Raw genomic sequence first — 13,755 nt, forward strand, 5'->3', positions numbered from 1 at the left:
GTCACCTTCAAAGCGTAAACGCATCGCCCGTCCTGCAGCTTGAACGTTATTGCTCACCTGTACCGACGCCTCACGCGGGCGCGGTCAGCTCGTGGCGTAGCCACGCCGCCAGCGCCTCGCCGCTGTGGCGCGGCGTACCACGGGCCAGCAGCAGACAGAGCCGGGCATCGGTCTCGACAAACCCCCAGGGGGCCACCAGCCGACCGCTTTTAAGATCGCCCTCGATCACCAGACGCGGCGCAATCGCCACGCCCAAACCCGCCAGCGCCGCCTCCAGCAGATAATAGAGATGCTCAAAACTCTGACCCGCCTGTCGAGCCCGTGTCAGCGCCTCGCGCTCAACCCCCCGGGCCTGACCCCACTGCGGCCAGGCCTGGGGGCGTGAGGCGGTTTCCAGAATCGTCTCCTCCAGCAGCGCCTCGACCGGTCGCCCGGTCAGTCGGGCCGCGATATCAGGGGCGGCAACCGCGCCGATGGTCTCGGCGGCGATCTCGATGACCTGCCGATCAGAAGGCCAGGGGGGCGCGATGAAGGCCAGCGCTGCGCTGATGTCATTGCGCCCTGGGTCGGGCTCGCCGTCGCTGGCCAGCACGTTGAGTCTCAGCGCCGGCAGCTCCCGGTGCAGACGGTCCAGCCGCGGAATCAGCCAGCGCGCCAGCAGGCTGCCCGGACAGGCCAGCGTAAAGGGGGCATCCTCGATGTCGCGACTCAGGGCCCGACAGCTCGCCCGCAGCACGGTGAAGGCTTCACTGACCCCGGCCTGGAGCTGGCGGCCGTGACGACTCAGCACCAGACCGCGCCCGGCACGCTCGAACAGTGACGTCTCGAAATGTGCCTCCAGCGCACGAATCTGGCGGCTGACGGCGCCATGGGTAACACTCAGCTCCTGAGCCGCCAGTGTGACGCTGCCCAGGCGTGCAGCGGCTTCAAAGGCTTTCAGGGCGTTGAGCGGTGGCAGCGATTCCGGCATGGTAATGTGAGTTTTTCTCAAGTGTCATTGCAGATTTATCGATGTTAACCCACGCATCGAGCTGGCACGATAGACACATCATCGAGACACCCCATCGATACCCGTTACCGATGCTTGTGACGTACAGGGAGATCACCATGTCGTCTGCTACTGATACCACCAAACGCTTCTCGCAGGGACCGAACGCCGACGGTTTCTACGGCGATTTCGGCGGCCGCTTCGTGGCCGAAACCCTGATGCCCCTGATTCTCGAACTCGAGGAAGCCTGGGAGTGGTCACGTACCGATGAGGCCTTTCGCCGCGAGCTGGAGGGCTACCAGCGCGACTACATCGGCCGGGCTACGCCGCTGTATTACGCCGAGCGCCTGACCGAGCATCTGGGCGGTGCAAAGATCTATTTCAAGCGCGAGGATCTCAATCACACCGGCGCGCACAAGATCAACAACTGCATCGGCCAGATCCTGCTGGCCCGCAAGATGGGCAAGAAGCGCATCATCGCCGAGACCGGCGCCGGCATGCACGGCGTGGCCACCGCCACCGTGGCGGCGCGCTTCGGCATGGAATGCGTGATCTACATGGGCGCCACCGACATCGAGCGCCAGCAGCCCAACGTCTTTCGCATGAAGCTGCTGGGCGCCGAGGTCATTCCGGTCGAATCCGGCACCGGCACGCTCAAGGACGCCATGAACGAGGCGCTGCGCGACTGGGTTACCAATGTGGATTCCACCTTCTATCTGATCGGCACGGTGGCGGGGCCGCACCCCTATCCGGCCATGGTCCGTGATTTCCAGTCGGTGATCGGGCGCGAAACCCGCGAACAGATGCTGGAGAAGGAAGGGCGCCTGCCGGACACGCTGATGGCCTGCATCGGTGGTGGCTCCAACGCCATGGGGCTTTTTCACCCGATGCTGGATGATGAAAGCGTCCACATGATCGGCGTCGAAGCCGCCGGTCACGGCATCGAGACCGGCGAACACGCCGCGAGCCTCAACGGCGGCGAGCCGGGCGTGCTGCACGGCAATCGCACCTTCCTGCTGCAAAGCGTTGACGGCCAGATCACCGATGCCCACTCGGTTTCGGCCGGTCTGGACTATCCCGGCATTGGCCCCGAGCACGCCTGGCTGCACACCCAGAAGCGCGTCGAGTATGTCTCGATCACCGACAGTGAAGCGATCGAGGCCTTCAAGCTGTGCTGTGAACTTGAAGGCATCATTCCGGCGCTGGAGTCGGCGCACTCACTGGCGCATCTGAGAAAGATCGCTCCTGATCTGCCGAGTGATCATCTGATCGTGCTCAACATGAGCGGGCGCGGCGACAAGGACATGGCCAGCGTGGCCAACTGGCTCGAGCAGCACGGTGATACCGACAAACTGCCCAACACCACGGTAGAGGCCGCCGAGCCCGGCCGGATCGATGACATGCAGCCGCCGCACGATGTGGCGAAGAAAACCGGGGAGACCGAATAATGGCCACACGTATTACGCGCCGCCTCGAAGCGCTCAAGGCTGAAGATCGTGCGGCGCTGGTCACCTTTACCATGGCCGGCGACCCGAACTATCAGGCCTCGCTCGATACGCTCAAGGGGCTGCCGGGCGCCGGTGCCGACATCATCGAGCTGGGCATGCCGTTCACCGACCCGATGGCCGACGGCCCGTCGATCCAGAAGGCCGCCCTGCGCGCGCTGAAGGGGCAGCACACCCAACAGAAAACGCTCGAGATGGTGCGCGAGTTTCGTCGCGAGGATCAGGACACGCCCATCGTGCTGATGGGGTATTACAACCCCATCTATCGCTACGGTGTCGAACGGTTTCTGAAGGACGCCTCGGAGGCGGGCATCGACGGGCTGATCGTGGTGGACCTGCCGCCGGAGCATGACGGTGAGCTGTGCCTGCCGGCGGCGCGTGCTGGTATCGATTTCATTCGTCTGGCCACGCCCACCACCGATGACAAGCGCCTGCCGCGGGTGCTGGAAAACACCTCGGGCTTTATCTACTACGTCTCGGTGGCCGGGGTGACGGGGGCTGCCGCGCCCACGCCGGAGAGCGTCGAGCGCTCGATCACACGCATCCGCGCCCATACCGAACTGCCGATTGCGGTGGGCTTTGGCATTCGAAGCGCCGAGCAGGCAGCCAGTATCGGCCGTTTTGCCGATGCCGTGGTGGTCGGATCAGCGCTGATCAGTTGCATCGAACATGCCGACAGTGTCGATGCCGGCACCCGGGCCGTGCACGCGCTGGTGCGCGAACTCTCCGAGGGTGTCAGGCACGCGCGAAAGGCCACGGCCTGACAAAACAACACCGGCTGCCCTGGGGCAGCCGGTGATATCAACGCCGTCATTCCGTGACAGGAATTATTTGGAAACGGCGTCCTTGAGACCCTTGCCGGCCTTGAACGCAACGTTCTTGCTGGCAGGGATCTGGATTTCCTTGCCGGTCTGCGGATTCTTGCCGGTACGTGCAGCGCGCTCGCGTACGGTGAAGGTGCCAAATCCGATCAGAGTGACATCTTCGCCTCGGGCCACACTGCGGGTAATCTCGTCGAGTACGACGTTGAGTACCTGACCTGCCTTGTCCTTTGAAAGATCCGCCTGCTCGGCAATGGCCGCGGCGAGTTCTGGTTTGCGCATAACGCCTCCTGGTTGGGCAATAACATGGCGATTTTTTGGTGCCGCCCATTGTTATATCGAATTCGCACACTGCAAGCGGGTGTGCGAAGGGTCGCTCACTGCCCTGCACCAGCGCCATGAGGCCGGCCTTGCAGGGCGAACACTGTTCGACGGGCCTAGACTAGCAACGCCGCCCCGCTTCACGCCAGCCAAAACTGCACAAAATGGCACTTTGTGGCGTTTATCCGGCCTAATGGATGATATTTTTACCCTTCGGGTACAAAAAGATACTCGATGGTCCCCTTTTCGGATGTTGCATTCATGCCCGAATCTCCCCGGTATTCCCCGTCACTGACACGCTGGCAGCCGGTCGCGCTGGCCGGCATATGGCTTGAAGACCCGCTCAGAACCCTGATCATCTCACGGGACTCGCTCACCCTGCGTCTGGCCCGGCTTTTCGACGCCCCGGTCACGGTCACCGTACATGCCCAGGGCTTTGAGCGCGGTCGGCAGGATGAGCTGTCAGCCCTTGGTCTGCCGGCCGGTCAGCGCATCTGGCGTCGGGAGGTCACTCTGGAAGCCGAAGGCGAGGTGCTGGTGGCGGCCCGCTCGGTCATGGCGATCAATCACTGCCCGCCCTGGATGAGCCGACTGGGTACCCAGGCGCTTGGCCATCAGCTCTTTGCCAGAGCCGCCCGAGCGCCGCGCAAATCGAGGGTAAAGCGTTCGCCGATCGAAATGACCCACGCCGCGCCCGGTTTTCTATCGCTGCCGGTGGTCTGGGGTCGGCGCTCCCTGTTTGCGCTGGGCACCACGCACCCGACGCTGCTGGTGCAGGAGTATTTCGTGCATGAGGCCTTTTCCAATGGCCGGTACTGACCGGATTCGGATGCCTCGACGGCCGATCATTTCGGGTAGACTCAGGTTTTCACGCTGACATTCTCGTTTTACGCTGACTGGAGCCCCGACGATGCCGTCGCCCCTCGCTCGACTCCCCGACTTCCTGCGGCTGACCCGCCTCGATCGTCCCATCGGCACCTGGCTTTTGATGTGGCCGACGCTGGCCGCGCTGTGGCTGGCCGGCGATGGCCTGCCCACGCGGCACAATCTGATCATCTTCATCGTCGGGGTCTACATCATGCGGGCGGCGGGATGCGTGATCAACGACTACGCCGATCGACACTTCGATGCCCACGTCAAGCGTACCCACGACCGGCCGCTGGCTACCGGGCGCATCAGCGAGCGCGAGGCACTGACGCTGTTTGGCGTGCTGCTGGCGATCGCCTTCGTGCTGGTGTGTCTGACCAATCTCTTTACCATCATGCTGTCGTTTGGCGCTGCGGCGCTGGCGGCCAGCTATCCGTTCATGAAGCGCTATACCCATCTGCCACAGGTGGTGCTGGGCGCGGCATTTGGCTGGAGCATCCCGATGGCCTTTGGCGCCGAGCAGGGGCATGTACCGGCCGTGGCCTGGTGGCTCTTTGTTGCCAACATCGTCTGGACGCTGGTCTACGACACCTGGTATGCGATGGTCGATCGTGACGACGACCTGAAAATCGGCATCAAGTCGACGGCGGTGCTGTTCGGCCGTATGGATCTGATCATTCAGGGGGCACTGCAGGTATTGATGCTGATGCTGCTGGCGGTCGTGGGTCGGCTGGCCGGGCTGGACGGCTTCTACTGGGCGGCGCTGGCCGCCATCGCGATCATATTCGTGCATCAGCAGCGTCTTTGTCGCACACGCAGTCGCGAGGGCTGCTTTCAGGCCTTTTTGAACAATCACTGGGTCGGCATACTGCTCTTTGCCGGCATCGCGCTGGCCACCTGGCAGGCCTAGACCTCTCCGAAAAGACGATGTCATACCCGCCACCCCTGTCATAAAGTTGTCATATGAAGACGTTTGAATGACGATCACATGACGGAGCCGACGACGAAAGCCTGCGTTGATCGTCCCGGCAGTCGCCATCGCTATCCGGCAGGGGAAGCCATTCATGTCCAGAACTGTTCTGATCGTCGACGACGAAGCGCCGATTCGCGAAATGATCGCCATGGCACTCGAGATGGCCGACTTTCGAATCCTCGAGGCCGAAGAGGCCAAAACGGCCCACGAGCTGGTGGTCGACGAGCGTCCCGATCTGATTTTGCTCGACTGGATGCTGCCGGGCGTCAGCGGTATCGATCTCGCCCGCCGGCTCAAGCGGGAATCCACCACCCGCGACATCCCGATCGTGCTTTTGACCGCGCGCGGCGAGGAAGACAACAAGGTTCAGGGGCTGGAAAGCGGCGCCGACGACTACATCACCAAGCCGTTTTCACCGCGTGAGCTGATCGCCCGGCTCAAGGCCGTGCTGCGCCGCACCACGCCGGCCGGTGTCGAGGAGACGGTCGAGGTCGACGGGCTGCTGCTCGACCCGGTCAGCCATCGCGTCAGTGTTGACGGCCAGGCACTCGAGATCGGGCCAACCGAGTACCGCCTGCTGCAGTTTTTCATGACCCATCAGGAGCGCGCCTACACCCGCACCCAGCTGCTTGATCAGGTGTGGGGCGGTAACGTCTATGTCGAGGAGCGCACGGTAGATGTGCACATTCGTCGCCTGCGCAAGGTGCTGGGCGATGCCCATCAGCATCTGGTGCAGACCGTACGGGGTACCGGCTATCGCTTTTCGTCGCGGTAATCGGCATGCATTACTGGCTCAATGAACTCTGGCGCCTGGCCTATCTGTCTGTCTGTTTCACCATTCTGGGTATGCTGCTGGGGTATCCGGGCTGGGGACTGGCTCTGGGGCTGGCTATCCATCTCGCCTTCACCCTTCGCCATCTCAGACGGCTCTATCGCTGGCTGGAAGCGCCGGTAGAGCAGCGCCCGCCCGACGGTGAAGGCGTCTGGGGTGATCTCTTCGATCGGCTCTATCGCTATCAGAAGGGCCAGCAGCAGCTGCAAAGCCGCCTGCGCTCGGTATTGAAGCGCGTTCAGGAGTCGGCCGAATCGATGAGCGAGGGGGTCATCATGCTCGACTCGCGCGGCTGTCTGGACTGGTGGAACAGCGCCGCCGAACGCCTGACCGGACTGGATAACGGCCAGGACCGCGGGCATCACCTGACCAATTACCTGCGCGACCCGGCCTTCATCCGCTACTTTCGCCACATGGACTACAGCGAGCCGATCACGATCAGCGCGCCTACCAACGAGGCGCGCACGCTGTCGTGTCAGATCACCCGATTTGGTGATGACGAGCGATTGCTGATCATCCGCGATGTGACCCGCCTGCAGCGTCTGGAACAGACCCGCCGTGATTTCGTGGCCAACGTCTCCCACGAACTGCGCACGCCGCTGACGGTGCTGACCGGCTATGTCGAGACCTGGCAGGACAACAGCGACGCGCTACCGGCTTCGTTCGGACGCGGCCTGAAGCGCATGCAGGAGCAGACCGTGCGCATGCAGCATCTGGTCGAGGATCTTCTGACCCTCTCCCGTTTGGAAACCAGCGAGCGCCATCAGCATAACGAGCGCTCGATCGATGTGGCAGCGCTGTGCGAGCAGATTGCCGAGGACGGTCAGGAGCTCTCCGCCGGCAGCCATGAGATCACCTGTCGGCTCGAGGAAGGGCGACGCCTTTACGGTGACGTCGAGGAGCTTCGCAGCGCGCTGTCCAATCTGATCTATAACGCCGTGCGCTACACCCCCGCGGGCTGTCACATCACCATCGTCTATCGCAGCTGGGACAAGGAGGGCGCCGCCGTCGAAGTCATTGACGACGGCGAGGGGATTTCCCCCGAACATCTGCCGCGGCTGACCGAACGCTTTTACCGCGTCGACAAGAGCCGCTCGGTGGCCAGCGGCGGCACCGGGCTGGGTCTGGCCATCGTCAAGCACGTGCTGCTGCGCCATGACGCCTGGCTCGATATCGAAAGCCGGCCCGGCGAGGGCGCCTGCTTTCGCTGCATCTTCCCCGCCGCCCGCATGGAAAGCGCGCCGGCCTGACGTGTCGGCGCTTCATGTCACAGGTCGCTGTCGCCTCCGGCGCCCGTCACTTCAAGCCCCTGGTTACTGAGAAAAGCCGTTACTGACGAACGGTGCGAACGTCGCCCAGACCGTGATACCGCTCGATCAGCGCCAGCAGAATGGCCTGGCTCTCGATATCCACGTTGCCGCGGGTATCAGCCGGGCGGAAATGCATCTGAAAGGCCCCCAGCGCCTTGCGGGTGGGGTCATCGAATGTGCCGGTGACGCTCACCGGATAGCCCCAGATGCCCAGCGCGCGCTGCAGCTGCGACATGGACAGCGGTGAGGCGCTCAGCTCGCGCTGATAGCGCGTAACGACATGGCGCTCGGGCCAGGCGCCCACGCCGGCCTCGTAAAGCCGCTGCCAGGGAAAGAACGGGCCCGGATCGACCTTTCGCCCCGGCGCGATATCGCTGTGGCCCAGCACGTTTTCCGGTGCGATGTCGTAGCGGTTGACGATGTCACGGGTCAGGGCACTGACCAGCTCGATCTGAGCGCGAGAGTAGGGGTCCCACACCAGACCGTCGGGCGAGGAGTAGTAACCTCGATTGACGATCTCGATGCCGATCGAGGTGTCGTTGAGATTGACGCGATCGGCCCAGGCGCTCACGCCGGCATGCCAGGCCCTTTTGTTTTCATCCACCAGCTGCATGACCACCGGCTGGTTCTGGAACTCGCCGGGCGTGGCCGTGACCAGATAGTGAGCGCTGACGCTGCCGCCGGTCAGGGCCCGGAAGGCGGCCGCATCGTCCCCGCCGGTATAGTGCAGGATCAGATAGCGAATGCGCTGGTTCTGACCGTTTGAGGACACCGAGTGATCCACCCGATAACCGCTGCGGCGCTCGAGTGCCGCCCCTTGTGCCGCGCTGTAGCGCCGGGGTGGGGTCGTGTCGTCAATCACCGGCACATTGCTGAAGATGCGATCGATGGCATCGGTATCAACCACCGGTGTCGGCGCCGGCGAGGGCGTCGAGACACAGCCGGCCAGCAGCAGGGCCAGCACCGCGCCGACGAGGGGAAGTTTTGACATGCAGGGTTCCATCGTGACGGTGATCAGGGTCCATGAGACGCCATACGACACGGGTCACCGTACGGACGCGCAGACACGCTTCGTATCATGAGTTACGCGGGGTTACAAGCCCGCACGGTGACGTCGAACGCCATCCGGTTACCGACTCGAGACCAGAATGACTAGCGCGCCGCCTGTCCGGCTGGGGGCAGCGCCATGTAGTGCCGGCGCCACATCATGACGCCGGCGGCCACGGCGGCCGGCATGACCAGCAGATTGACGATCGGAATCCAGATCAGGGCCGAGACCACGCCGCCGAAGGTTAGGGTCGGCCACCAGCGCGCGCTCAGACGCTTTTTCATGTCGGGGAAGCTCACCCCGTTGTTGTCCATCGGATAGTCCAGATACTGGATCGACATGCTCCAGATGGAAAACAGCGCCCAGCACAGCGGCGCGGCCAGATGCAGCACCGGCACGAATCCGATCAGCAGCAGCAGCAGTACCCGCGGTGCCATCCAGGCCAGCTTTTGAAGTTCGCGCTTGAGACTGTCCACGCCCTGACGCCACAGGGAGCGATCATCGATACTCTCCTGCTGACCGGACAGGCGCTTTTCAACGTTTTCGGCCAGAAAGCCGTAAAAGGGTGAGGCGATCAGATTGGCCAGCACCGTAAAGGTAAAGGCCAGCACGATGATCAGACACAGGACCACCAGCGGCCAGATCAACCATTCAAGCCACTCGAGCCAGCCGGGGATACTGGCCATCCAGTAATTGACCCAGCCCGAAAAGCGCTGGATCACCAGCGTGAACAGCAGCGCGTAGATGGCCAGATTGGCCAGCAGCGGTATCACGACATAACGTCGAAGCCCGGGCGAGAGCACCATGGAGAACCCGCGCCCCAGCGCAGAGACGGCATACACCATTGAAGGATTATCCAGTCGTCAAAAGGAGGTGGGCAGGCAGATTACCACACCCGCCGGCCGTCACGGAGAGGGCCGGCCAGCAGGCAGGGAAGGGGCATGAGCTTACGCGTTCGGGGTGCTGTCCTGCTGCGGCTGAGCGCTGTTTGAATGGCGAATATCCTCGCCTTCGACCAGATAGACCACGGATTCGGCCAGGTTGTCGGCATGATCGCCGATCCGCTCGAGCGAGCGCAGAATCCAGATGACGTTGAGCACCGAGCTGATCGAGCGCGGGTCCTCCATCATGAAGGTCACCAGCGAGCGCATGGCGGTCTGATAGTCCTGATCGACGATCTCGTCCTCGCCCAGCACTTCCCGCGCGAGGCTGACGTCCATGCGGGCAAAGGCGGTCAGGGCCTGACGGACCATGTCACGCACGCGGGTGCTGATATGGCGGATCTCGGTAAAGCCGCGGCTGGTCTGGCCCTCCTCGATCAGACTCAGGGCGTGACGGGCAATCTTGTTGGCCTCGTCGCCCATGCGCTCCAGATCGGACGTGGCGCGGGTGACCGCCATGACCAGGCGCAGATCGGAGGCCGTGGGCTGGCGACGCGCCAGAATGTGGGTGCACTCATCGTCGATTTCGAGCTGGAAATCGTTGATCTCCCGGTCACGGTTGCGCACCTGCTCGGCGGCGTCGAAATCGCCCTCCATCAGGGCCGCGATGACCTCATTGAGCTGACGCTCTACCAGTCCCCCCATCGCCAGCAGCTGGGTCTTGAGCGACTCCAGCTCCTGGTTGAACTGACGCGAGATATGCTGGCTATGAGGGTCGTTGGTAATGTCCATGGTGAACTCCGTTCACGGATCAGGGGCACTGCGCGGCAGCGACATGTTGGCACAAGGATCGCGCAGCAGTCATGACACTTTGATGACACCGGCTTCGGAACATCGCTTACGAGTGCGCCCCTGTCAGCGGGCGTTACCCCAGCGGCACCAGTTTGGCAAAGCCCAGCACCAGCCACTTGTCGCCCTCATCCTCGAAGCTGATCTGCACCCGGGCGCGCTGGCCCTGACCCTCGGCGTTGATCACCACGCCTTCCCCGAAGACCGGATGGCTGACGCGCTGGCCCAGCGACAGGCTCGGCAGCGCATCCCCCCCGTCGACCTGCTCCTGACGCGGCGACGATTCACGCGAGGTGACCGGCCGCGAAATCTGACCTCGCAGTCGCACCTCCTCGACCAGCGTCTCGGGCAGCTCGCGCAGAAAGCGCGACGGCCGCTGGAAGGTCTCCTTGCCGTGCAGGCGGCGCGATTCGGCGTGGGTCAGATAGAGCTTCTCCATCGCACGTGTGACGCCGACGTAGCAGAGCCGGCGCTCTTCCTCGAGACGCCCCGGCTCCTCCAGCGACATCTTGTGCGGAAAGAGCCCCTCCTCCATGCCGGCCACGAATACGACCGGAAACTCGAGCCCCTTGGCCGAATGCAGCGTCATCATCTGGACGGCATCCTCGAACTCGTCGGCTTCGTGCTCGCCGGAATTGAGCGCCGCTTCTGCCAGGAAGGTGCCCAGCGAGTCATCCTCGCCATCGTTGACCGGGCTGAAGGGGTCCCCCTGGGTATAGGCCTTCGCCGCGCTGACCAGCTCTTCCAGGTTCTCGACCCGCGCCTGGCCCTTTTCGCCCTTCTCGGCGCGGTGATGCTCGATCAGCCCGGTCCGAGCGATGACATGATCAATCATTTCGTGCAGCGCCATCCCGGCGGTGTCATTGTCGAGCTGATCAATCAGGTTGCTGAAGGTGGTCACGCTGGAGGCGGCCCGCCCCTTCAAAAGCCCTTTCGACGGCGCGTCGTTGAGGGCCTGCCACAACGATACGCCCTGATCGCGGGCCCAGGCGCGCAGCAGTTCAACGCTGCGGGTGCCAATGCCGCGCGCCGGCACGTTGATGACGCGCTCCAGCGAGGCATCGTCATCGCGCGAGACCAGAAGCCTCAGATAGGCCAGCGCGTTCTTGATCTCGAGGCGTTCATAAAAGCGCTGCCCCCCATAGATGCGATAAGGCACACCCTGGCGGATCAGCGCCTCCTCCAGCACCCGCGACTGGGCATTGGAACGATAGAGAATCGCGATGTCACGGCGGGCACGATCCTTCTCGCGTACCTGAGCACTGATGCTATCGACGATAAAGCGCGCTTCATCCAGATCGTTGAAGCCGCCGTAAAGGGAAATCTTCTCGCCCTGATCAACGTCGGTCCACAAATCCTTGCCCATACGCCCGCTGTTGTGGCGAATAAGGGCGTTGGCGGCCTCCAGGATGGCGCTGGTCGAGCGGTAGTTGCGCTCCAGACGCACCACGCGTGTATCGTGGAACTCGTCACGGAAGCGGGCCAGGTTCTCGACCTTCGCCCCGCGCCAGCCGTAGATCGATTGGTCGTCATCGCCCACGGCGGTCAGGCAGGCGCGATCACCAGCCAGCAGCCTCAGCCAGGCATACTGCAGCGTGTTGGTATCCTGAAACTCATCGACCAGCAGGTGCTGAAAGCGCTCGCGGTAGTGCTGCAGAAGGCGCTCGTTGTCGCGCAACAGCTCCAGTGCCCGCAGCAGCAGCTCGCCGAAATCCACCAGCCCGCCGCGCTCGCAGGCGAGATGATACAGCTCGTAGAGCTCGATCATCTGCTGCATGTAGGCGTCACCGTGGGCATCCATATCGCCCGGGCGCAGGCCTTCCTCCTTGCAGCCGCCGATGAAGTACTGCACCTGTTTGGGCGGGTAGCGCTCATCGTCGATGTTGTGATCGCGCAGCAGCCGCTTGACCAGCCGGAGCTGGTCGTCGCTGTCGATGATCTGAAAGTGCTCGGCAAGACCGGCGTCCTGCCAGTGGGTGCGCAAAAGCCGATGGGCGATGGAGTGGAAAGTGCCGACCCACATGCCGCGCGGCGAGACCTTTAAAAGCGTCTCCAGTCGCGAGCGCATCTCGCGGGCGGCCTTGTTGGTAAAGGTCACGGCCAGGATCGACCAGGGCGACAGGCCATCGACCTCCATCAGCCAGGCAATGCGGTGCACCAGCACCCGGGTCTTGCCGGAGCCGGCGCCCGCCAGCACCAGCATGTTGCCCTGGGGGGCGCCGACCGCGTCGCGCTGATCGGAGTTGAGCGAATCGAGTAGCGCAGAGGCGTCCATGAAATCAGATACCCTGGAAATCGGCCGGAACGGGCCTGAAAGAAGAGATCAAAAAGGAGCCTCTACCCTAGCATATCCGGCACCAATGGTCCCTCTCCCGGCATCGTCCGGGGCCTATTGGTCGTCGGTCTTGCCACGGGGACGAGCGCTTTCCTGACGGGCACGATCAAAGGGGTCGGGGCGTGCCGTACGCAGTGGATCAAGGCTGCGCTTGACCGCCACCAGATGCTCGGCCAGCTGTGGGCCACGGGTCTTGGCCACGCCAACGGCGAGAATATCGATCACCACCAGATGCGCGATGCGCGAGCTCATGGGCCGATAGACTTCGCTGTCCTCGAACACATCGATATAAAGCCCGATGGTGCACTTCTCGGCCAGCGGTGAATCCGCCGGACACAAGCCAATGACCGTGGCGCCATGAGACAGGGCGATATCCACGCTCGAGAGCAGCGAGCTGGAACGTCCGGTCTGGGAGATGGCCACCACCACGTCATGCTCTCCCAGGGTCACCGCCGACATGTGCTGCATGTGCGGATCGGAGTAGGCGGCAGTGGAGATGCGCAGACGAAAGAACTTGTGCTGGGCGTCAATGGCCACCGCGCCGGAGGCACCATAGCCGTAGAATTCAACCCGGCTGGCATCTGAAAGCGCATTGATGGCGCGGGTCATGCTGGTGGCATCGATGCGATCGCGCACGCCCAGCAGCGTGCCCACGGTGGAGTCAAAGATCCCGCGGGAAAACTCTGCCACGCTGTCGGTTTCGTTCATCGAAAATTCCGAGAACTGCTCGCCGGTCGCCAGTGTCTGCGCCAGCTTGAGCTTGAAATCCTGATAGCCCGTGCAGTCGATGGCGCGACAGAACCGGATCACCGTGGGTTCGCTGACCCCGACCCGTGCCGCCAGCGCGGCCAGCGGCAAATGAATGACTTCATCGGCATTGCGCAGTACAAAACGGGCCACCTTCTGTTCGGATCGGCGAAAGGCCGGCAGCCGGGCGCGAAGGTCATCGAAAAGCGTGACGCTCAAGGTGCATCCTCTGTGCTGGTTGACGCACGCTCTTTGTTGCGGTACGTCATAAAATTGTC

At 63.1% G+C, this 13,755-nt stretch carries 12 protein-coding genes and 1 pseudogene; 6 read left to right on the forward strand and 7 right to left on the reverse strand.

From position 1 onward, the window contains the following. Window positions 1–70: 70 nt before the first annotated feature. Window positions 71–991 (reverse strand): LysR family transcriptional regulator, encoded by a 921-nt coding sequence (locus tag BM079_RS08505; protein WP_380059437.1) that lies wholly within the window; start codon window positions 989–991, stop codon window positions 71–73. 116 nt (window positions 992–1,107) lie between these two features. Here BM079_RS08505 and trpB point away from each other — a divergent pair, with 116 nt between their 5' ends. After that, window positions 1,108–2,436, forward strand: coding sequence for a tryptophan synthase subunit beta (gene trpB, locus BM079_RS08510; RefSeq protein WP_090132934.1), 1,329 nt, complete (start codon window positions 1,108–1,110; stop codon window positions 2,434–2,436). Beyond that, on the forward strand, window positions 2,436–3,257 hold the full coding sequence (gene trpA / locus BM079_RS08515; protein WP_175489648.1) for a tryptophan synthase subunit alpha: 822 nt from the start codon (window positions 2,436–2,438) through the stop codon (window positions 3,255–3,257). The genes trpB and trpA overlap by 1 nt, the downstream gene beginning before the upstream one ends. Window positions 3,258–3,320: 63 nt before the next feature. On the opposite strand, the pseudogene BM079_RS08520 reads toward trpA, so the two are convergent. After that, window positions 3,321–3,623 (reverse strand): annotated as a pseudogene (locus BM079_RS08520) (HU family DNA-binding protein); the annotation flags it as partial. A gap of 273 nt (window positions 3,624–3,896) precedes the next feature. On the opposite strand from BM079_RS08520, the gene BM079_RS08525 reads away from it, so the two are divergent. The 4 genes from BM079_RS08525 to phoR all read left to right on the forward strand — a co-directional run bounded on the left by BM079_RS08525 (window position 3,897) and on the right by phoR (window position 7,557). Continuing rightward, the gene (locus BM079_RS08525; RefSeq protein WP_175489649.1) at window positions 3,897–4,454 is read left to right on the forward strand and encodes a chorismate--pyruvate lyase family protein; all 558 of its coding nucleotides are present in this window, start codon (window positions 3,897–3,899) and stop codon (window positions 4,452–4,454) included. Window positions 4,455–4,545: 91 nt separating this feature from the next. Continuing rightward, window positions 4,546–5,412, forward strand: coding sequence for a 4-hydroxybenzoate octaprenyltransferase (ubiA, locus tag BM079_RS08530; protein ID WP_090132940.1), 867 nt, complete (start codon window positions 4,546–4,548; stop codon window positions 5,410–5,412). A gap of 154 nt (window positions 5,413–5,566) precedes the next feature. Beyond that, window positions 5,567–6,250 (forward strand): phosphate regulon transcriptional regulator PhoB, encoded by a 684-nt coding sequence (phoB, locus tag BM079_RS08535; protein WP_090132942.1) that lies wholly within the window; start codon window positions 5,567–5,569, stop codon window positions 6,248–6,250. 5 nt (window positions 6,251–6,255) lie between these two features. Then, window positions 6,256–7,557: a phosphate regulon sensor histidine kinase PhoR gene (gene phoR / locus BM079_RS08540; protein WP_090132944.1), complete on the forward strand. Its 1,302-nt coding sequence runs from the start codon at window positions 6,256–6,258 to the stop codon at window positions 7,555–7,557. Window positions 7,558–7,636: 79 nt separating this feature from the next. Here the strand turns inward: phoR and BM079_RS08545 are convergent, their stop codons facing one another. From BM079_RS08545 to BM079_RS08565, 5 genes are all read right to left on the reverse strand, one after another. Beyond that, window positions 7,637–8,608: an N-acetylmuramoyl-L-alanine amidase gene (locus BM079_RS08545; RefSeq protein ID WP_090132946.1), complete on the reverse strand. Its 972-nt coding sequence runs from the start codon at window positions 8,606–8,608 to the stop codon at window positions 7,637–7,639. A gap of 161 nt (window positions 8,609–8,769) precedes the next feature. Next, window positions 8,770–9,510, reverse strand: coding sequence for a sulfate transporter CysZ (cysZ, locus tag BM079_RS08550; RefSeq protein ID WP_090132948.1), 741 nt, complete (start codon window positions 9,508–9,510; stop codon window positions 8,770–8,772). A gap of 102 nt (window positions 9,511–9,612) precedes the next feature. Beyond that, a complete protein-coding gene (gene phoU, locus BM079_RS08555) occupies window positions 9,613–10,338 on the reverse strand; it encodes a phosphate signaling complex protein PhoU (protein ID WP_090132950.1) in 726 nt (241 codons plus the stop codon). A gap of 133 nt (window positions 10,339–10,471) precedes the next feature. Then, entirely contained in the window at window positions 10,472–12,670 is a 2,199-nt protein-coding gene (gene uvrD, locus BM079_RS08560; protein WP_090132952.1) for a DNA helicase II, read from the reverse strand. 114 nt (window positions 12,671–12,784) lie between these two features. Further along, entirely contained in the window at window positions 12,785–13,696 is a 912-nt protein-coding gene (locus BM079_RS08565; protein ID WP_090132955.1) for an SIS domain-containing protein, read from the reverse strand. Between the last annotated feature and the right edge of the window lie 59 nt (window positions 13,697–13,755).

The sequence above is a fragment of the Kushneria avicenniae genome (assembly GCF_900112585.1).
Taxonomy (GTDB): Bacteria; Pseudomonadota; Gammaproteobacteria; order Pseudomonadales; family Halomonadaceae; genus Kushneria; species Kushneria avicenniae.